Source organism: Brevibacterium metallidurans, from assembly GCF_037101285.1.
GTDB lineage: Bacteria > Actinomycetota > Actinomycetes > Actinomycetales > Brevibacteriaceae > Brevibacterium > Brevibacterium metallidurans.
In genome coordinates this window covers 229,667-250,159 of sequence record NZ_BAAAAF010000004.1, presented here as the reverse complement: position 1 = coordinate 250,159, position 20,493 = coordinate 229,667, and the positions used below count along the sequence as shown (strand labels likewise).

16 protein-coding genes and 1 tRNA gene are annotated in these 20,493 nt (G+C 67.8%); 5 read left to right on the top strand and 12 right to left on the bottom strand.

Annotated elements, in window-relative coordinates; translation table 11 throughout:
- The first annotated feature begins 54 nt into the window (after positions 1-54).
- From AACX88_RS07610 to AACX88_RS07595, 4 genes are all read left to right on the top strand, one after another.
- Positions 55-1,539, top strand: a complete 1,485-nt coding sequence (locus AACX88_RS07610; protein WP_339392434.1) for a CoA-acylating methylmalonate-semialdehyde dehydrogenase — start codon at positions 55-57, stop codon at positions 1,537-1,539.
- 24 nt (positions 1,540-1,563) lie between these two features.
- The gene (locus tag AACX88_RS07605; protein ID WP_339392433.1) at positions 1,564-2,958 is read left to right on the top strand and encodes an aspartate aminotransferase family protein; all 1,395 of its coding nucleotides are present in this window, start codon (positions 1,564-1,566) and stop codon (positions 2,956-2,958) included.
- A gap of 291 nt (positions 2,959-3,249) precedes the next feature.
- Positions 3,250-4,659, top strand: a complete 1,410-nt coding sequence (locus AACX88_RS07600) for an inorganic phosphate transporter (protein WP_339392432.1) — start codon at positions 3,250-3,252, stop codon at positions 4,657-4,659.
- Positions 4,656-4,889 carry a hypothetical protein gene (locus AACX88_RS07595; RefSeq protein ID WP_339392431.1) on the top strand — a complete coding sequence of 78 codons (234 nt, stop codon included), beginning with the start codon at positions 4,656-4,658 and terminating at the stop codon, positions 4,887-4,889. The genes AACX88_RS07600 and AACX88_RS07595 overlap by 4 nt, the downstream gene beginning before the upstream one ends.
- Positions 4,890-5,594: 705 nt before the next feature.
- On the opposite strand, the gene AACX88_RS07590 is transcribed toward AACX88_RS07595, so the two are convergent.
- Positions 5,595-7,427, bottom strand: coding sequence for a phosphoenolpyruvate carboxykinase (GTP) (locus tag AACX88_RS07590; RefSeq protein ID WP_339392430.1), 1,833 nt, complete (start codon positions 7,425-7,427; stop codon positions 5,595-5,597).
- A 405-nt stretch (positions 7,428-7,832) separates the two neighbouring features.
- Between AACX88_RS07590 and AACX88_RS07585 the strand changes: the two genes are divergently transcribed.
- Positions 7,833-7,908 (top strand) — tRNA-Arg (locus AACX88_RS07585).
- Between the two features lie 131 nt (positions 7,909-8,039).
- On the opposite strand, the gene AACX88_RS07580 is transcribed toward AACX88_RS07585, so the two are convergent.
- From AACX88_RS07580 to AACX88_RS07530, 11 genes are all read right to left on the bottom strand, one after another.
- Complete coding sequence (locus tag AACX88_RS07580; RefSeq protein WP_339392429.1) at positions 8,040-8,399, bottom strand: universal stress protein; 360 nt, start codon at positions 8,397-8,399, stop codon at positions 8,040-8,042.
- Between the two features lie 141 nt (positions 8,400-8,540).
- Entirely contained in the window at positions 8,541-9,956 is a 1,416-nt protein-coding gene (locus tag AACX88_RS07575) for a sugar porter family MFS transporter (protein WP_339392428.1), read from the bottom strand.
- A 177-nt stretch (positions 9,957-10,133) separates the two neighbouring features.
- Complete coding sequence (locus tag AACX88_RS07570; RefSeq protein ID WP_339392427.1) at positions 10,134-11,018, bottom strand: sugar phosphate isomerase/epimerase family protein; 885 nt, start codon at positions 11,016-11,018, stop codon at positions 10,134-10,136.
- Between the two features lie 10 nt (positions 11,019-11,028).
- Entirely contained in the window at positions 11,029-12,057 is a 1,029-nt protein-coding gene (locus AACX88_RS07565) for a Gfo/Idh/MocA family protein (RefSeq protein ID WP_339392426.1), read from the bottom strand.
- Positions 12,058-12,116: 59 nt separating this feature from the next.
- On the bottom strand, positions 12,117-13,046 hold the full coding sequence (locus AACX88_RS07560; RefSeq protein ID WP_339392425.1) for a sugar phosphate isomerase/epimerase family protein: 930 nt from the start codon (positions 13,044-13,046) through the stop codon (positions 12,117-12,119).
- Between the two features lie 29 nt (positions 13,047-13,075).
- Entirely contained in the window at positions 13,076-14,980 is a 1,905-nt protein-coding gene (gene iolD / locus AACX88_RS07555; protein ID WP_339392424.1) for a 3D-(3,5/4)-trihydroxycyclohexane-1,2-dione acylhydrolase (decyclizing), read from the bottom strand.
- On the bottom strand, positions 14,977-15,939 hold the full coding sequence (gene iolB, locus AACX88_RS07550) for a 5-deoxy-glucuronate isomerase (protein WP_339392423.1): 963 nt from the start codon (positions 15,937-15,939) through the stop codon (positions 14,977-14,979). Before iolB ends, iolD begins: the two co-directional genes overlap by 4 nt.
- Positions 15,936-16,856: a class I fructose-bisphosphate aldolase gene (locus AACX88_RS07545; RefSeq protein ID WP_339392422.1), complete on the bottom strand. Its 921-nt coding sequence runs from the start codon at positions 16,854-16,856 to the stop codon at positions 15,936-15,938. Before AACX88_RS07545 ends, iolB begins: the two co-directional genes overlap by 4 nt.
- Positions 16,856-17,923, bottom strand: a complete 1,068-nt coding sequence (gene iolC, locus AACX88_RS07540) for a 5-dehydro-2-deoxygluconokinase (protein ID WP_339392421.1) — start codon at positions 17,921-17,923, stop codon at positions 16,856-16,858. The genes AACX88_RS07545 and iolC overlap by 1 nt, the downstream gene beginning before the upstream one ends.
- 341 nt (positions 17,924-18,264) lie before the next feature.
- Positions 18,265-19,539 (bottom strand): Fic family protein, encoded by a 1,275-nt coding sequence (locus AACX88_RS07535; RefSeq protein ID WP_339392420.1) that lies wholly within the window; start codon positions 19,537-19,539, stop codon positions 18,265-18,267.
- A 150-nt stretch (positions 19,540-19,689) separates the two neighbouring features.
- Positions 19,690-20,457, bottom strand: a complete 768-nt coding sequence (locus AACX88_RS07530) for a GntR family transcriptional regulator (protein WP_339392419.1) — start codon at positions 20,455-20,457, stop codon at positions 19,690-19,692.
- Positions 20,458-20,493 lie beyond the last annotated feature (36 nt).

Below are 20,493 nucleotides of genomic sequence, written 5' to 3'. Positions count from 1 at the left end.
TCAGCGCGACGATGGAACCGGACAGACCCCGTCATCGACGCAGAAGGACACCTCATGGCCGTCATCTCCCACTGGATCAACGGACAGATCGCCCCCACCGGACCCGACACCCGCCTCGGCGAGGTGATGAACCCTGCCACCGGGATCGTCTCCGGACAGGTCGCGCTCGCGGACCGGGCGACCGCGGAAGCGGGGATCCGGGCGGCCGCCGAGGCGTTCCCCGGCTGGCGCGACACCTCGCTGGCCAGGCGCACCGCGATCCTCTTCGCGTTCCGGGAGCTGCTCAACGCCCGCAAGCAGGAACTCGCCGAGATCATCACCGCCGAGCACGGCAAGGTGCTCTCCGACGCCCTCGGCGAGATCGCCCGCGGGCTCGAGGTCGTCGAATTCGCGTGCGGCATCGCAGGCGCCCTCAAGGGTGGTTTCTCCGAGAACGTCTCGACGACCGTCGACGTCCACTCGCTGCGGCAGCCGCTCGGGGTGGCCGCGATCATCTCGCCCTTCAACTTCCCGGCCATGGTCCCGATGTGGTTCTTCCCCGTCGCGATCGCCGCGGGCAACACCGTCGTCCTCAAGCCCAGCGAGAAGGACCCGAGCGCGGCGAACTGGCTGGCCGCGCTGTGGCAGGAGGCCGGTCTGCCCGACGGTGTCTTCAACGTCGTCCACGGCGACAAGGAATCCGTGGACACGCTGCTGACCAGCCCGGACGTCGCCTCGGTGTCCTTCGTCGGCTCGACCCCGATCGCGAAGTACGTCTACGAGACCGGCACCGCCGCGGGCAAGCGCGTGCAGGCGCTCGGCGGGGCGAAGAACCACATGCTCGTCCTCCCCGACGCCGACCTCGACCTCGCTGCCGATGCCGCGGTCAACGCCGGCTACGGTGCGGCCGGGGAGCGGTGCATGGCGATCTCCGTCGTCGTCGCCGTCGAGTCGATCGCCGAGGAGCTCGTGGCCAAGATCGCCGAGCGCACCCGCACCCTGCGGGTCGGCGACGGCGCCACCGAACCGGACATGGGACCGCTCGTCACCGCCGCCCACCGCGACAAGGTCGCCGGATACATCGACGCCGGCGCCGAGGCGGGGGCCACCGTCGTCCTCGACGGCCGCGAGGACGTTCCCGCCGACGGGTTCTTCCTCAATCCGACGCTCTTCGACCGGGTGACCCCGGAGATGTCGATCTACACCGACGAGATCTTCGGCCCCGTCCTCTCCGTCGTCCGCGTCCCCGGCTACGACGAGGGCCTCGAGCTCATCAACGCCAACCCCTACGGCAACGGCACGGCGATCTTCACCAACGACGGCGGCGCCGCCCGCCGCTTCGAACGGGAGGTCGAGGTCGGCATGGTCGGAGTCAACGTGCCGATCCCCGTGCCCGTCGGCTACTACTCGTTCGGCGGGTGGAAGAACTCGCTCTTCGGCGACACCCATGCCTACGGCGACGAGGGCGTGCACTTCTTCACCCGCGGCAAAGTCGTCACCTCCCGGTGGCTCGACCCCAGCCACGGCGGCCTCAACCTCGGCTTCCCCACGAACGACTGACCGCCTCGGCGAAAGGACACGACGATGACGACGACGATCGATCCGGCAGCTTCTGCCGCGCCCCACGCACAGGTACCCACCGAGGATCAGCTGGCGGCCGGCCGTCGGGCGCATGAGCTCGACCTTGCCCACGTCTTCCATTCATGGCAGGCGCAGGGACCCTTCGACCCGATGACGGTCGTCGCGGCCGAGGGCTCGTACGTCTGGGACGGTGAGGGCCGCAGGTACCTCGACTTCTCCTCGCAGCTGGTGAACACGAACATCGGCCACCAGCACCCTGCCGTGGTCGCGGCGATCCAGGAACAGGCCGGCCGGCTGTGCACGATCGCGCCGCAGCACGTCAACGACGCGCGCTCGGAGGCGGCCCGGCTCATCGCCGAGCTCGCTCCCGGCGATCTCGACCACGTGTTCTTCACCAACGGCGGGGCGGACGCGAACGAACACGCGATCCGCATGGCCCGGCTCCACACGGGGCGGACTAAGGTGCTCTCGGCGTACCGCAGCTACCACGGCGGCACCCAGCTCGCCGTCAACGTCACCGGGGATCCCCGCCGGTTCCCCAACGACTACTCCGCCGAGGGCGTCGTCCACTTCATGCCCGCCTACCAGTACCGCTCGTACTTCGGTGCGACCACCGAGGCGGAGGAGACCGAGCGGGCGCTGCGCCACCTCGAAGACCTCATCGTCCTCGAGGGCCCGGCGAACATCGCGGCCCTGATCCTCGAGACGGTGCCCGGCACCGCCGGCATCTACGGCCCGCCCGCCGGCTACCTCGAGGGCGTGCGGGAGCTCACCGCCCGCTACGGCATCGTCTACATCGCCGACGAGGTCATGGCCGGCTTCGGCCGCACAGGCCGCTGGTTCGCCGTCGACCGGTGGGAGGTCACCCCTGACCTCATCACCTTCGCCAAGGGCGTGAACTCGGGGTATGTGCCGCTCGGCGGGGTTGCGATCTCGCAGGCGATCTTCGAGACCTTCCGTGACCGCGCCTATCCCGGCGGCCTGACGTACTCCGGGCATCCTCTCGCGTGCGCGGCGGCCGTCGCGACGATCGGGGCGATGCGCGAGGAGGGGATGGTGGAGAACGCCGACCGCCTCGGCGCCGAGGTGATCGGTCCGACCCTGCGCGAGCTCGCTCAGCGGCACCCGTCCGTCGGGGACGTGCGCGGGATGGGCTGCTTCTGGGCCGTCGAGCTCGTCCGCAACCGGGAGACGAAGGAGCCGCTGGCCGCGTACGGCGGCAGTTCGCCGGAGATGAACGCGGTGATCGCGGCCTTCAAAGCCGACGGGGTGCTCCCGTTCGCGAACTTCAATCGCATCCACATCGTCCCGCCGCTCAACACCGCCGACGCCGACGTCCGCCGCGGCCTCGAGGCGCTCGACCGGGCGCTGAGCGTCGCGGACGGTTTCGTGGACTGAGTGTCGCAAGCGGTTCGTGCGCGGGGTGCGGACGTTCGGATCCACCTCGCCGAGGCGGTCGCCGGGAACCCGACGGCCGCCTCGGCGGGATGTGAGAGCTGATACATCCTTACGACACCTGCCGTTGTTTGCCCAGTTGGGAGATGAACGCAAGGTGAATGGGGTGGCCGGGGCCTGAAGGCTGTGTGAAGCTTCGGGGTCGTAGGCGGTAGACTCGCACGTGTTTGAGGGCGCTGTCCGGCAGCGCGATCATTCCCCGGTCCCCGTTGTGTCTACATTCAAGGTCGCTGAGTGGAAATCATCTTCGTCGTCGTGCTCGTCGTCGCACTGGCACTCTTCTTCGACTTCACCAACGGCTTCCACGATACGGCCAACGCCATGGCGACACCGATCGCCACCGGCGCGATCAAGCCGAAGGCCGCCGTCACCTTGGCCGCCGTGCTCAACCTCATCGGCGCGTTCCTCTCCACCGAGGTGGCGAAGACGATCTCCGGCGGCATCATCAAGGAGGGCGGCGACGGCGGCGTCCAGATCACTCCCGAGTTCATCCTCGCCGGCCTCATCGGCGCGATCATCTGGAACATGGCGACGTGGCGGTTCGGACTGCCGTCCTCGTCCTCGCATGCGCTCTTCGGCGGCCTCATCGGCGCGGCCATCGTGGGCGCGGGCATCAACTCCGTCGACTTCGGGGTGTTCCTGTCCAAGGTCGTCATCCCGGCGCTCGCGGCGCCGCTCATCGCCGGCATCAGCGCCTACCTGTGCACGCGGCTGGCCTACTACATCACGCGCCGCAACGGCGACGGGCAGACCGCGCATCGGGCGCCGTTCAAGTACGGGCAGATCTTCAGCTCCTCGCTCGTGGCGCTCGCGCATGGCACGAACGACGCGCAGAAGACGATGGGCGTCATCACCCTCGTCCTCATCTCCGCGAACCTGCAGGCCACCGACACCGGACCGCAGCTGTGGGTCATCGTCACCTGTGCCTTCGCGATCGCCTTCGGCACCTACGTGGGCGGCTGGCGCATCATCGACACGCTCGGCACCAAGCTCACCACCGTCAAGCCCGCCCAGGGTCTGTCCGCAGAGACCTCGACTGCAGCGGCGATCCTCGCCTCCTCCCACCTCGGGTTCGCGCTCTCGACGACGCAGGTGGCCTCGGGGTCGGTGCTCGGTTCGGGACTCGGGCGCAAGGGCGCCGACGTCAAGTGGTCGACGGCAGGCCGCATCGCCTCGGGCTGGCTGCTGACGATCCCTGCCGCCGGCATCGTCGGAGCGGCCGCCGCGGGTGTCGCGTACCTCGGCCTCTTCGGCGTCCTCCTCGACACTGCGATCGCCATCGCCGCCGTGCTGTGGATCTACCTCAGCTCGCGGCAGGAGAAGCAGGCGGAGATCTCGAACCTCGACACCGTCGGCGAGGCGGTCAACATCCGCGGCCGCAAGCGCAAACTGCGCCAGGATCGCAACCGCAAGCGCGCGGCGGCTCGTCGCGAGGCCCGCACCGAGGCACAGGCGCAGAAGGACGCGGCGAAGAAGAGCCGCAAGGCGCAGGCACGTCGCGGGGCCTCGGCGAACGGGGCTCGGAACGGTGGTGCGGGTGCTGGCAGCGATGCTGTCGAGGCTCGCGTTGCGGCTGACGCTGCCGCGGATGCGAACCCTGCCTCTGGAGCGGACTCCAACTCTGATAGGGGAGATGCGAAATGATCGAATGGAGCTCGTTCGCCATCGTCGCGATTGCGACCTGGTTCTCCTCGCTCGTCGTCATCGGACTGTTCTCGACGGCCGTGCGGATGCGCGCGGTCTACATCGACCAGGTCGCCGAGGGCCATGGCAATCCGCTGCTCAAGGCCGGCTTCTGGGCGGTGTTCGGACTCTGCGGCGTCCTCGTCCTCTTCGGCGTCTACCTCATCGTCCCCGCCCTCAGCGGCCGCTGACCCCGGCGGCCCTCGGGCGGCGAGGTCCGTGCGGCCAGGATGGCGCGGGCGGCGAGGTCGTTCGCGCACACCACCCTCAGGCGTACGAACCACCACGGGCCTCACACACCACCTTCAGCTCAGCACCACCTCGGCGAAGCCTCTCTTCCTACCCTTCCAAGGGTATGAATAGCTGCTGCACCGGGGTGGTGGCTTCTGCGCCGATGCACCCCTGACGCTCTTGCGCGAACGCTCTCGCTTGCAGACGACCTGCGTGCGGCACCGTGCGTGAGACCCACTGCGTGCGAGCGTAGTCGCCGGCCGACATCGCCGCGTCTTCACCTCGCAGGCCCTCCGGTCTACCAACCGCCCACCGGTCAAGCGTCTATTCATCGTTGTCGCCTCACGAACAACCCTTAGCTCGGCACGACCTCGGTGGAGCCTCTTCTCCTACCCGTGGAAGGGTAGGAATAGCGGCTGAGCATGGTGGTTGCCTTCGGCCGCCGCCACTCCGCCACGCCGCACCAGCCTGCGCCGCCGCACCAGCCTGCGCCGCCGCGCCAGCCGACCCGGCGACGCCAGCCACGCGGGTCGCACCGTTCCGCGCAAACCCCCGGTGAATGCGACGATCCCCCGACCACCTCGGCGGTGATCGGGGGATCGATCGTCTCAGATGAGGACGAAGCGCTCAGTCGGCGGCGCCAACCTCACGCGAGGCCGAGGCGCTCACGCGAGGCCGAGGCGCTCACGCAGGTTGTCGACCTCGGCGCGGAGTTCGGCCGGAACCGAATCGCCGAGCTCGGCGTACCACTCTTCGATCGAGGCCAGCTCGGTCTCCCACTCCTCGGGCTTGATCGCCAGCGCCTTGCGCAGCTGCTCGTCGGTGAAGTCGAGGCCCTCGGTGTCGAGGCCGCCCTCGACCGGGGTGAGGCCGAGCGGGGACTCAGCGGCATCGGCCGTGCCGGCCACGCGCTCGAAGACCCACTTGAGCACGCGCGAGTTCTCGGAGAACCCGGGCCACAGGAACGAGTTGTCGTCGTCGCGGCGGAACCAGTTGACGTAGAAGATCTTCGGCAGCTGCGCGCCCTCGGTCTGGCCGATGTTGAGCCAGTGCTGGAGGTAGTCGCCGACGTTGTAGCCGATGAACGGGCGCATCGCCATGGGGTCGCGGCGGACGACGCCGACCGCGCCGGTCGCGGCGGCGGTGGTCTCCGAGGAGAGCACCGAGCCCATGAACACGCCGTGGTTCCAGTCCTTGGTCTCGGTGACCAGCGGCATCGTCGTGTTGCGGCGTCCGCCGAAGAGGATCGCCGAGATCGGCACACCGTTGGGGTTCTGCCACTCGGGAGCCAGCGTCGGAACGTTGGAGATCGGGGTGCAGAAGCGCGAGTTCGGGTGAGCGGCCGGGGTCTCCGAGTCCGGAGTCCAGTCATTGCCGCGCCAGTCGGTGAGGTGAGCGGGCTTCTCGTCGGTCTTGCCCTCCCACCACACGCCGCCGTCGTCGGTGAGCGCCACATTGGTGAAGATGTTGCCGCCGGCTTCGATCGCGTGCATCGCGGTCGGGTTGGTCGAGTAGCCGGTGCCCGGCGCGACGCCGAAGAGGCCGAACTCAGGGTTGACGGCGTAGAGCTGGCCGTCCTCGCCGAAGCGCATCCACGCGATGTCGTCGCCGAGGGTCTCGGCCTTCCAGCCGGGGATCGTCGGCTCGATCATGGCGAGGTTGGTCTTGCCGCAGGCCGAGGGGAACGCAGCGGCGATGTACTTGACCTCGCCCTCCGGGTTCGTCAGCTTGAGGATGAGCATGTGCTCGGCCAGCCAGCCTTCGTCATGGGCGATCGCCGAGGCGATGCGCAGGGCGTAGCACTTCTTGCCCAGCAGCGCGTTGCCGCCGTAGCCGGAGCCGAACGACCAGATCGAACGCTCCTCGGGGAAGTGGGTGATGTACTTGGTCGAGTTGTTCGGCCAGGCGACGTCGTCCTGACCGTCCTCGAGCGGGGCGCCGACCGAGTGGACGCACTCGACGAAGTCCGCGTCCTGGGCATCGATCGCATCGAGGGCGTACTTGCCCGAGCGCGCCATGATGAGCATCGAGAGCACGACGTAGGGGGAGTCGGTGACCTCGATGCCGAACATCGGCTGATCCGCCTCGGCGAGGCCCATGACGAAGGGGATGACATACATCGTGCGTCCGCGCATCGAACCCTCGAAGAGGCCGTTCAGCGTCTCCTTCATCTCCGCGGGGGCGACCCAGTTGTTGAGGGCGCCGGCGTCCTTCTCGTCGACCGAGCAGATGTAGGTTCGGTCCTCGACGCGGGCGACGTCCTCGGGGTCCGACGCCGCGTAGAAGGAGTCCTTCGTGCCGGTCAGCGCCACGAGGGTCCCGGCGTCGACGAGCTGCTGGGTGATGAGGGCCTTCTGGCCTTCGGAGCCATCGATCCAGACGATTTCGTCGGGCGTGGTGAGGGTGGCGATCCGGCTGACGAACGAGAGCACCTTCTCGTTCTTCGTGGGTGCGTTCTTCAGCTGGTCAGCGACGACGTCATGGTCGAGGACTGTCATGAGTGGTCTCCTGGTGTATCGGGGTTTCGCGTCGACGGGAGTCGAAGTCGAGAGGTGGGTACATCTCCACGGTAGGGTGAGGCTGTCGGCGAAAATCGCCGATTCAGCACGCCCGTCGGTGTGCATTGGGCCACAAAGTCGGCGCCTGTGACGTGAATGCAACATTTGCATGATCTGTCCTTTCATTTTGATGACGTGTCTTTGCAGTCGCGTGACCTACTTGAAAATTGGACGATCATTCACCTCGCCGAGGTTGCCCTCCCGGCCGTGGCCCCGCCGTCCGGGTCCTTCCGGAGGCTCTTCCGGTACCCAAACTGTGGCGAAGGGCACGGGCGGGGAATTTGAGCTCGGATGAATATCCTGTGTATAGTTGATCGAGTTGCAGGGCGAGAGCCCGGTCGACATGCGCCACTAGCTCAACGGATAGAGCATCTGACTACGGATCAGAAGGTTGGGGGTTCGAATCCCTCGTGGCGCACCACGGAAGGCCCCTCACCAGCAGAAATGCCGGTGAGGGGCCTTCGTCGTACCTGCTTCGTTGTTCCTGACCACTTCGCCGCGGGAGCCGCCGCCGACCGTGCCGGCGCGCGGGCCCGGCGGAGCGCCGAGCGGTCAGGCCTTGACGGCCAGCACGGGCACCGGCGAGTCGAGCAGCAGGCGCTGGCTGACCGAACCCATGAGCGCTTTGCCCACGCGGGACCGGCGCTTCATGCCGATGACGAGGCGGGCGACGTCGTCGCGGTCGTCGAGTTCGTCGAGGACCGCCTCGGCGGGATCACGATCACCACGACCCTTCCGATCGATGACGCTGTACGGCACGCCTGATCCATCGAGCTCGGCGGTGTCGAAGCTCGACTGCACGCCGAGCGGAATGACGATGAGATCGGTGTCGAGGAGGCGGGCCTCGTCGACGGCTGCGGCGAGGGCTGCCTCGCCCTGGACGCTGTCGGGAACTGCAACCATGACGGACATGGCATCTCCTTTGTGTCGGTGCGGTGCTGCGGGCGTCCGGTCGAGGCGGCGACCGGACGCCGGCGCGATGCGGACTGGGTCGAGTACAAGTGTGTCAGCTGCGAGGACGTCGAATTCCGAAGGGTGAGGAGTTGCGAGCGTTCACCGACCGTACTTCGTCCGGAACTCCTCCTCCAGATCCTCGAGAGTCTTGTTCCTGGTCTCAGGAACCATGAAGTAGATGAAGATGAGTGCGAGGACCCCGAGGCCGGCGAACATGAAGAACGTGTTCGCAATGCCCATTCCGGCGACGACGCTGGGGAAGAACTGAGCGACGGCGGCATTGGCCATCCACAGCGCGAAGACGCAGATGCCCATCGCGAACGACCGGATCTTCAGCGGGAAGATCTCGGCGAGCATAAGCCAGACGAGAGGGCCGAGAGTCCCCTGCATCGAGAAGACGAAGAGGACGACGAAGACGAGGATCGCGTACGCCTTGAACTGCCCGTCCGGGAGGAAGACGGCAGAGAGCCCGATAAGCAGATGGAACGTGCTCGTGAGCGTGAATCCGCCCAGGAGCATGACGCGCCGAGGCAGTTTGTTGATAAGCATGATGCCGACCGTGACACCGAGGACGGAGAAGAGCCCATTGAAGGTGTTGGCGATGATCGCGGCGCCCGCGGAGAACCCGGCGTCGGTGAGCAGCTGCGTGCCGTAGTACATGACCGAGTTGATACCGGTGAGCTGCTGCGCGACCCCGAGGCCGACGCCGATGATGACCAGCCGCAGCACCCACTTCGAGGCGAGGTCGGAGAGTCCGCCGGTCTTCGACTTCTCCTCCTCTTCGGCGAGGAGCTCGACTTCCTTCATCTCCGCCTCGGCGCGCGCGGTCGACCGGACCTGTTTGAGCACCTCGAATGCCTGGTCGTCCCGGTGCTTGGAGATCAGCCAGCGGGGGCTCTCCGGGAGGAAGAGCATGCCGATGAGCAGGGCGATCGCCGGGAGCACGGCGACGGCGAGCATGTAGCGCCACACTCCGGGGTGCTCACCCCAGACGTTGAAGATGATCGCATTGATGACGAAAGCGGCGAACTGACCGACGACGATCATCACCTCATTGCGTGTGACGAGCGACCCACGTCGTTCGAACGGGGCGAGTTCGGCCAGGTAGACGGGGACGGTCGTCGATGCGGCACCGACTGCGAGGCCGAGGAAGAAGCGGGCACCGGCGAGGAACTGCCAGTTCGGGGCCAGGGCGCATGCCAGAGTGCCGACGATGAAGAACATCGCGAGCAGAAGGATGTTCGACCGCCTGCCGAAGGCGTCCGAGAGTCGTCCGCCGATGACGGCGCCGAACGCGGCCCCGATCGTGAGGAAGCTGACGACGAGGCCCTCGGTGCGCGGGGTCAGGCCGAAGTCCTGGGTCAGCGGCTCGAGGGCGCCGTTGACGACACCGGTGTCGTAGCCGAACAGCAGACCGCCGAAGGTGGCGACGACGGCGATGATCCCCAGTCGGGAGGTGTGCGGACCTTTGGTGTCTGGGGGCAGGTCCACGAGGGATTTCTGTTGACCGCTCATGGCGTTCACTCTCCTTTGAATGACTCGGTGAGGCGTGGTGCATGGAAGCAATTCAGATGGTCGAAGGAGGCTTTCCGATCGATTTCAGCGCACGCCGACCGCGGTTTCGAACCTCTCGGTTGAGGCCGGAGCAGAGTGGCGGCGGCGCCAGGCGTCAGGCAGCCCTGTCGGAAATCGTCAGTCGGCGTCACCCCGCTGGGCAGCGATGAGATCGTCGATCGCCTGCTTCTGGTACCGGCTGACGGTGTCGTTGTTCTCGTTCTCCCCGAAGACGTTGGAGACGATGAGCGCGTCCTCCCGGTCGAGGAACCCGGACGTCCCCAGGGTCGCGAAGAGGGCGTCGAAGTCGACATCCCCGTCTCCGACCTTGAGGTGCTGGTGCACCCTCGCCGAGGTGGTCGGCGGGTTCGCGATGTACCGCAGTCCGTGGGAGGCCCGGTGGTCGAAGGCGTCGGAGATGTAGACGGCGCGCAGTCGATCGCCGAGTTCGGGAACAAGGGTCTCAAGGCAGTCGCCGTAGTGGAAGGTGTGGGGTGCGACGTAGACGAATCCGATGGCCTGAGAATCGAGGCCGCGCAGCACCCGCCACGCTTCATGGCCGTCCTCGACGAAGTCGTCGGGGTGGGGATCGAAGTTGAGCTTGAGCCCCTCGCGTTCGATGCGGGGCAGCAACTCGTCCATCGACCGGTAGAACGACTCCTCGGAGTCCTCGAAGGATTCGGGACGACAGCTGAACTCGGTGTTGATCGTGCCCACACCGAGGTCGACGGCGATCTCGATGACACGGTCGAAGTTCTTCACCGCCGCCTGCCGCTTCGCTTCATCCGGCCAGGCGATCCGCTGCACCGGCAGCAGGGCCGGCACCGTGATCCCGGCGGCGTCCACGCTGCGGGCGAACCGCGCAATGAGATCCCGGTCCATCTTCGGATAGCGGAAATGCGTCGCGAAGTCCGGGTGCGGGGTGAGCTGCATATGCTCGAACCCGAGGTCGGCGGTGGCGGCGGCGAAGTCGAGCAGATTGTGCGAGTGGTGCAGCGGGGTCGGGTCGTAGGCGATCTTCATCTCGGGCTCCTCACGCGTAGAACGCCGGGGTCGGAGGGATGTCGATCGTGCGCTGACCGCCGCCGCCCAAGGACGCGACCCCCGCCTCGCAGGCGACGGCGACCCGGTACCCGTCCCAGGCACTCGGACCGGTCGTCGTGCCGGCACGCGCGGCGTCGACCCATGCCTGCACTTGGGCGTCATAGGCGGTGGCGAAGCGCGTCGTGAAATCGGCGTGCTCGCCCATCGAGAAGCGACCCGAGCGCCAGGTCTGCATTCCTGCGGGTTCGCCGATGCGGGCGACCCCGGAGTCGAACACCGCCTCGGTGGTCACCTGATAGCCGAACTGGATGCTGACGTTCATCTCCAGATCGACGAGCACCCCGTTCTCGAGTTCCATGAGGACGAGGATCGGTTCCCGCAGCCGCTCGGGGGTGAGCGGATTGCGGCGGGCGAACTTCACCTCGACGGACCTGATAGGGGAACCGGCGAGCCAGGGGACGATGTCGAACTCGTGGACGACGGAGTCGTTGATGAGTGATTCCTGCTGGTAGGAATCGGGAACCTGCGGGTTGCGGTGTGCGCAGCGCAACAGGAGCAGCTCCCCGCTGTCCCCGGACTCGACGAGCTGCCGCATCTGCCGATACTCCGGGTCGAAGCGCCGCATGAAGCCGACCTGGATGAGCCTGCGGCCGCCGGCCTGCTCGGCTTCGAGGACGCGCAGCGACGACTCGGGATCCGGGGTCAGCGGCTTCTCACACAGCGTCGGGATGCCGGCCTCGATCGCCGGCAGGAGCACGGGTTCGTGGAGGAAGCCCGGGGTGGCGACGAGAAGGCCGTCGACGGCCCCCGCCTCGAGGGCGTCTTCGACCCTCATGTACGCGGTGGCGTCACGGGTGCTCTCCAAGGCGGCGTTCGCGCGTTCGGCATCGGGTTCGATGACGGCCGAGACGTCAGCCCCGCTGATCGTCTGCGTGAGTCGCTTGATGTGATCGGCACCCATCATTCCGGCACCGACGACGCCGACGCGGAAGGTGGAGGCGGAATCGGACAGTGGCATTGGTGTCTCCTTCGATGGCTGTGCTCGCCGAGGCGGAGGCTCGGTGGACGGGTGCGGGCTCAATGGTCGGTCGCGGCGGACGGGGTCGAGGCGAGGATCGTGGCCAACGTCCTCTCGGCGATGGGGTAGGGGGCGTCGACGCTGCAGCCGAACATGTCCTGTTCGACGATCGCGAAGGTGTTCGGGTCGAGGGCGGCGACGGCCTCGATGATCGGGTCGAGCGGCGGGATCCCCCGATCGGGTTCGACCATGATCCCGTCGGCGACCGCCTCGGCGAAGGGCTGATCGGACTTGAGGACGTCCCAGATCCGCACCGGGTCGACCTGCTTGAGGTGAAGGTAGCCGATGCGGGAGGGATGATCCGCGATGAGCTTGAGATTGTCCCCGCCGTAGTACGAGAAGTGCCCGGTGTCGAGGCAGAGGTTCGTGTAGGCCTCGTCGGTGAGTTCAAGGAACCGCTCGACCTCCGAGTGGGTGCCGACGTGCGAGTCCGCATGCGAATGGAACTGCTGGTGAAGGCCGAACTCCTCCTCAAGAGCCTGCCCGAGGCGGTCGTGGCCGGCGGCCAGTCGCCTCCAGCCGTCGCCGTCGAGGGTGCGGGCTTCGAGGACTTCGCTCGTGGCATCCGAGCGCCACAGGTCGGGAATGACGACGATGTGCTCGCCGCCGAGCTCCTTGGTCAGCGCCGCGATCTTCTCGACCTGCGCCCACGCGCGAGACCACTGATCGTCGGTCTTGTGGAACCCGGTGAACACCGTGCCGCCGGACAGCTTGAGACCCCGTGCGTCGAGTTCTTCGCGCAGCTGCGCGGGATCGGTCGGCAGATAGCCGTAGGGGCCGAGCTCGATCCAGGTGTAGCCGGCCTCGGCGACCTCGTCGAGGAAGCGCTGCCACGGCACCTGGCCGGGATGGTCGGGGAACCACACGCCCCACGAGTCGGGGGCGGTGCCGATGCGAAGCGTCTGCGTTGCCGCCGTCGGGGTGGTCATGGTGGCTGTCCTTCGTGTGGGGGTCGCGGTCACAGCAGCGGCCTCTGCTTCTTCAGGGCGATCTTGTACTCCTCGCGGGCGGCCTGGGTGTCGCCCATCGTCGAGACCTCGGCGACGGGGACGTCCCACCAGCCTTCGCCGTCGGGCGCGTAGAGGAGCGGATCGGAATCGATGTGGATGAGCGTCGAGGTCTCCGACTCCTTGGCCGCGGCGACCGCTTCGGCCAGCCGCGTGCTCGCGTCGGGGCCCGGTTCGATCTCGACGACGTCGACGCCGTACGAGCGGGCATTGGCGGCGAGATCGACGGGGAGGACCTCGTCGGTGCGGAAGTCGGTCGCCTCGGCGTCGTAGGTGCGGTACCACGTCCCGAACCGGGGCGCGCCCACGGTCTCCGAGAGGTGACCGATCGACGCATAGCCGTGGTTCTGGACGAGGACGACGATGATCTTGAGGCCCTCGGCGACGGCGGTGACGAGCTCGGTGTGGAGCATGAGGTACGAGCCGTCGCCGACCATGACGATGGCCTCCCGATCGTCTCCGGCGGCGTCGATCGCGCGCCGGACGCCGAGGCCGCCGGCGATCTCGTAGCCCATGCACGAGAACGCGTATTCGACGTGGTAGCCGAGCGGATCACTCGTGCGCCAGAGCTTCTGCAGATCACCGGGCAGGGAGCCGGCGGCCTGAATGACGACGTCGCGCGGGCCTGCGGCAGTGTTGACCGCACCGATGATCTCGGCCTGACCCGGCAGTGCTGCATCGGTGGGTGCTGTGGCCGTGTCGACGACGGCCGACCAGTCCGTGCGCTCACGGTCGATCTGCGCACTCAGCTCCGGGCTCACCCGGAACTCGCCGAGGCGGTCGTGCAGTCCGCGGATCCCCTCCCTCGCGTCGGCGACGAGGGGGAGGCGGCTGCCGTGCTTGAACGCGTCGAACGAGGCGACGTTGAGATTGACGAAGCGGACGCCCGGGTCCTGGAACACCGTGCGGCTGGCCGTCGTGAAGTCGCTGTATCGGGTGCCGATGCCGATGACGAGGTCGGCCTCACCGGCGATCCGGTTCGCGGCTGCCGATCCGGTCGCCCCGATCCCACCCAGATTGAGAGGATGGTCCCAGTTGAGGACTCCTCCGCCCGCCTGGGTCGTGGCCACGGGGATTCCTGTCGCCTCGGCGAAGACCCGCAGCTCGTCCTCGGCATGGGAGTAGAGCACCCCGCCTCCGGCGACGATGAGCGGGGTGCGGGACTCGCGGATCGCCGCAACCGCCCGCTCGAGCGGGCCGGTCTCCGGCAGCGGCCGACGCAGGTGCCAGTCGCGTTCGGTGAGGAACTCGTCTGGGACCTCGAGGGTCTCGGCCTGCACATCTTCGGGAAGGGCGATCGTCACCGCCCCGGTCTCCGCGGGGTCGGTGAGCACGCGCATGGCCGCGAGCGCGATCGAGAAGAGCTGCTCGGGCCGGTCGACACGGTCGAAGAACCGGGAGAGCGGCCGGAACGCGTCGGTGACCTGCAGGGATGTGTCGTGAGGGTGTTCGAGCTGCTGGAGGACGGGGTCGGCGACTCGGGTGGAGAACGTGTCGGAGGGCAAGAGGAGTGCAGGCATCCGGTTCGATGTCGCCAGAGCCGCCCCGGTGAGCATGTTGGCCGCCCCGGGACCCACCGACGCCGCCGAGGCGAACGTCGAGAGCCGTCGATTCATCCGCGCGTAGCCGACGGACTGGTGGACCATCGCCTGTTCGTTGCGCGCCTGGTGGTAGGGCATCGCACCGGGTTCGTCGTGGCTGAGCTGACGCAGCGCCTGACCGATTCCGGCGACGTTGCCGTGGCCGAAGATCCCGAAGGTGCCGGCGATCGTACGCGACCGGGTGTCGCCGTCGACCGTGTACTGGCGGGTCAGGAACGTCATCAGGGCCTGTGCGACCGTCATCGTTGTGCTCATCGGTGCTCTCCTCTATCCTCGGCCGCGGGTCCGAGGTCAGTGGTGCGATTCTCCCCGGCGACCGCCTCGGCGGTGTAGGGCAGTCGCGGGTCGAAGTCCTGGCCCTCCCATTGTTCGCGCACCCAACCGTGGGCGGGATCGTCGGTGATGAGCCAGGCGCGGTCCGCATCGGGCCCGGCCATGACGTTGAGATAGTAGTTGTCGTACCCGGGTGCCGCCGCGAGCGGACCGTGGTAGCCGAACGGGACGAGCGCGATGTCCCCGGTGCGCACGATCGCCGAGGTCTCGATCTCGCCCGCCGGTGAGGAGTACGTGGAGAACAGAGCGAAGGGATCGGCCGACTCCGGAGCATCGAGGTCGCGAGAGACGGCGGATTCGAAGTAGTAGATCTCCTCGAGCCTCGTCTCGGATCCGGGCACCGCTTCGTCGTGCTTGTGCGGGGGATAGGACGACCAGTTCTCGGACGGAGTGATGACTTCGCACGCGATGATCTTCACACAGTCAAGACCTGCCGGCGTTGCGAAGTTGTGGACCTGCCGGCTCGACCGGCCGGCGCCGCGCAGCTCGAGCGGTACCTCGGCGGCCGGCAGATACTGGACAGGGCGCGAAATGTCGGTCGGGGCGGCACAGACGGCGAGGCGACCGGTGCCCGTGACCGTCGCGGCGGTGCCCGTGGGCAGGTAGAGGCAGTCGGCCGGACCGTGGAAGACCGAGGGCCTGCCGGTGAGCGTCTGCGCACCGTCGTCGCCTCCGGGGGTGGAGTAGTCGACGGTGAACGACGGCCCGGACAGGGGCACGAGGACTCGTTCGACCGCCTCGGCGGGCAGGTCGACGGGGTCGCCGGTGAGGTCGACGATGAGCAGTCCTGTGTGCGCCCACCCGGGCAGGGAGTCGTCGACGACGGATTCGAAGACGCCTGAGCTCAGGGTGCCCCGCGGGTGGAACCAGTCGTTGATCATGCTGAGGTCCTCTCGGAGCCGTGGACGCCGTGGACGAGTGCGGCCGCCCGGTCGACGGCGGCGCCGACGTCGCCGTCGGCGGGGTAGACGATGGAGCGGCCGATGACGAGTCCGCGCACTCCGGGCAGCGCCAGTGCGTGCTCCCAGCTGCGGAACGTCGCTTCGGGATCGTCCGAGCGCTCGCCGCCGAGGAGCAGCGTCGGCAGGGTCGTGGCCGCGAGGACGCGGTCCATGTCCTCGACGACCGGGATCTTCAGCCAGGTGTGCGCCGAGGATGTGCCCAGTCCCTGCGCGATCCCGATCGAGGTGATGACCGCTTCGGGAGTGAGGATGTTGCGGACTCCGTCATCGGCCCATTCGTTGAGGAAGGGTTCGAGCATGACGGGGATGTTCTCCGCCGCGCAGTCGTTGACGGCGCGGGCGTTGGCTTCGAGCGCCGAGGCGGTGGCCGGGTCGCCCAGGTTGATCCGCAGCAGGGTCTTCGCGATGTCGATGCCGTCGCGGGCCATGCCGGCTGCGGTGTGCCCGGTGAAGCGGTCGTCGATCTCGAACGTCGAACCGGCCAGGCCGCCGCGGTTCATCGACCCGACGGCGAGCTTGTCCTCGAGGCAGCCGAGGAACGCAAGATCGTCGAGGATGTCCGCGGTCCCGAGGACGCCGTCGACGCCGGGACGGGAGAGCGCGGTGGCCAGCCGGTTGAGGAGGTCTTCGCGGTCAGCCATCGCCAACCGGTCGCCTCCGACTTTGTTCGCGCCCCGCGCGGGGTGATCGGCGGCGACGATGAAGAGGCGAGAGTCCGCGCCGCCGATCGGGCGACGGGACCGCGCCGACCACGCGGCGGAGATGGCGGCAGGATCGTCGAAGCGGGCATCGCGGAGGCGGGCGAACGCCTCGGCGGTGAGGATGGGGGAGGGCATCAGGCGTCCTTGAGCTCGGGTGCGGGGGTGGGTGCCGGGGCTGAGGGGGTGGTCGAGGCGGAATTCCCGGTAGCGGTCGGCGGGACCCCGACGACGGCGGTGATCTCCTCGGTGGAGGGCATCGCCGTCGAGCATTCGCGGCGGGTGGCGACGATGGCGCCGGCGACGTTGGCGAAGCGCAGCAGGTAGTCGAGGTCCCAGCCCTGGAGCAGGCCGTAGCAGAGTGCACCGCCGAATCCGTCGCCCGCGCCGAGGCCGTTGACGACGTCGACCGGGTAGGGCGGAACTTCGACGCGTTCTTCGGCGGTCTTCGCGAGCACGCCCTTGGGGCCCTGCTTGACGATCGCGAGTTCGAGCCCCCGCTCGAGCAGGGCGTCGGCGGCCCTGTCTGGGTCGGTCTCGCCGACCGCGATCTCGCACTCCTCGCGGTTGCCCACCGCCACGGTGACATGGTCGAGGGCACGCGAGACCTCGGCGGTGGCCGTTGCGGGATCGGGCCAGAACATAGGGCGGTAGTCGAGGTCGAGGATCGTGTGCTCTGCTCGGCTGCGGGCTGCCCACGCGGCGTGATGGGTGCTGCGGCTGGGTTCGACGCTCAGGCCGGTGACGGTGGCCCAGAAGATGCGGGCGCCGCGGATCGAGTCGAGGTCGAGGTCGGACTTCGTGAGATCGAGGTCCGGGGCCTTCGGGTCGCGGTAGAAGTAGAGCGGGAAGTCATCGGGCGGGAAGATCTCGCAGAACGTCACCGGGGTCTTGAGTGTTCCGTTCGTGCGTGTGAAGCGATTGTCGACGCCGAGGCGGGTGAGCTCTTCACGGAGGTAGCGCCCGAAGGGATCGTCGCCGACGGCGGTGATGACAGCCGAGTCGAGTCCGTAGCGGGCGGCGGCGACCGCGACGTTCGAGGCCGATCCGCCGAGGTACTTCCCGAAGGTCTCGACCTCGGCAAGGCCGACTCCGTCCTGGAGCGGGTAGATGTCGACGCCGATGCGGCCCATCGTGATGAGGTCGAAAGTGCTGGGCGACGATGGCTGCGGCGCTGCTGACTGAGTCGTGGACTGCTGTGTCATGGACTTCGGTTCCCTCCATGCGGCTGCACTGCCGCGTGGTCGTCGTCTGTGTCGAGTTTGTCAAGACAAACTATTTGTCATGACAATATCACTCCGCGTGCTCTGCGTCACCCCTTTTTCGAGAAAGTCTGCGGCCTTTCCACAAGCCTCCTCCGCGGTTGCCTGCGAATGCGCCGCAGTGTCGAATGAATCTGCAGTGAGCTCGCGGCCCGCGCCCCGGCCAACCGCTCGGTTCTCATCCGCATGGCATGGTTCGATCCCTACCGTACGGATCGCAACCGCGCGGTCGGCGCCTGGCACGCGTGCTCCGTTCGAACGGCGCTCCCGCTCAGGGCGTTTGGTCATCGCAGCGGGCCGGTCTGCCCGATATCCGGAGCCGGTGGTCCCGCGAGCGGCCGTACATCGTGAGTATCACGGCCGCCGACTCTGTTGCTGCGCTCGGTGAGCGAGACTAGTGCCAGGTAGCGGTCTGCACTCCAGCCGACTAGGCGCCCCTTGTGGTCCTTGCTCCGGGTCAGGATGCCGGCATCTGCCAGCTCGGTCAGGGCGCGATGCGCGGTGGCAGTTGAGACCCCGTAGCGCTCGACGATCGAGTCGACTGTTGCGACAGGAGCGGCTGCGAGACCGTCGAGGATGCGCAGAGTGAGCGCGCCGCGTCGGGGGAAGGCCGGTGATCTTTCCTGTTCGGTGCGAAAGTCGACGAAGCGCTCGAGGCTGCTGCGAGCGGCCTCCTCGATGTCGCGCGACAATCGGACGGCGTTGGCGGCGGCAAGTTCGGTCGCACGGGCGAATCCGATCACCCAGTCGTCCAGGCGCTGCGGTTCGGCTCTGAACGCAGTGAGGCCTGCGATGTAGTCGTTCGTGCCGCTCGCGAACACGACGCTGATCGGTATGAGCGCATTGCGCACTGCGTCGGAGCGGCGCAGCACCGTGTGGATGAGGGCGCGGCCGGTCCGCCCGTTGCCGTCGATGAACGGGTGGATCGTCTCGAACTGCGCGTGGACGATCGCGGCCCGCACCACGGCGTTTCCCTCGGCCGCCGAGGCGAACTCCGCGAGGTTCGCCAGGAGTCGCGGGACCTCTTCGGCCGGAGGTGGAACGAACTCGGCTCGCAGCGGACTGTGTTCCGGCCCGCCGACCCAGTTCTGCTCCTCGCGCACGCCGCGCGGCAGGCGGGGTTCGATGCGGGAGGCCAGGTCTTCGATGTCCGTCGTGGTCAGGGTGTGGGTTGGATCGGAGAGCTCCGCGATCGCCGACTCCGTTGCGTGGACGTTGTCGATGACGGCGATCGCCGTTCGGTCCCCGGTCTGCAGCGCTTCGGCGATGGCGAGTCGCTTGGGTGTGATCCGGTTGCCCTCGATCCATGAGGACGAGATCGACTCGGACCTCACCAGCAGATGATTGAGATACGTGCCCTTCTCGCCGATCTGCTCGTCGGCTCGGGCCAATGCGGTCAGTGATTCCTCTGCGGCGCGACGTGCCTCCGCGCCGAGTTCGGGCAGTTCTGAGGGCAGTGCATCGGGGACGAAGGCTAGGTACCGGCCGGGCCTGCGGTCACGTTTGGCCAGACCCCCGGCATTGCCCGGCTCCCACTGGCGTTCGATGTAGGTCGGCATCGCTCGACCGTCCTCAAATCTCGGTTAACGCATCTAAGCGAGATTATACGCCCGACCGATCTCTGCTGTCAGGGTGTGAGCGGAGTGTGCTGACGCTGCTCGGCACCTCGAAATCCCGATGCCCCGCGCCTCACCGGGAACCCCTGAACCTCACCGGGAGACGAGCGTCGTCTCGAAGGAGTAGAGGTCGGGTCGGTAGCAGTGATCGCCCCATTCGACGATCTGCCCCGAGTGGTCGAGCGCCGTGCGATGCATCGTCAGCAGAGGTGCTCCCGACTCGATGTCGAGGAGGTCGGCTTCGTCTGCCTCGGCGGCTCTCGCACCGATCGTCTGATGGGCGACGGAGAAGACGACTCCGCGGGCGCGCAGGGTCTCGTACAGCCCCGAGCCGACGAGCTCGGCCGCAGTGATGTCGGCGAACGGCGCGGGCAGGACGTTGTGGAGGATCGCGAGCGGAGTCGCGCCGATGAGGCGGAGCCGGCGCAGGTGCAGTGTCGGAGTGCCGACGGCCACGCCGAGGTGCTCGGCGGTCTCCGCGTCCGCGGCCTCGACCCGGTGGCTGAGCACCGTCGTCGCGGGGGCGTTGCCGGATTTCTGCAGGTCCTCGTGGAGGCTCGTGAGATCGACGGCGCGCGCCACCGGCCGTTGGAGCACCTGAGTGCCCACACCTCGGCGGCGGACGAGCATCCCCTTGTCGACGAGATCCTGGATGGCCTGACGGATCGTCGGCCGGGAGAGGCCGAGGCGCTCGGCCATCGAGACCTCGTTCTCCAGGCGGGTGCCGGCGGCCAGTTCGCCCGCCGCGATCGCGGCTTCGAGGCGGCGGGCGATCTGGACGTAGAGCGGCGCGGCACCGGCCGTGCGGTCGAGGGCACCGAAGAACTCCTCGGTGAGTTCGGTCTCGGGTGCGCGTGCCATGGGGTCCCTGCTTCGTTCCGTACGTGGTCTGGCCTT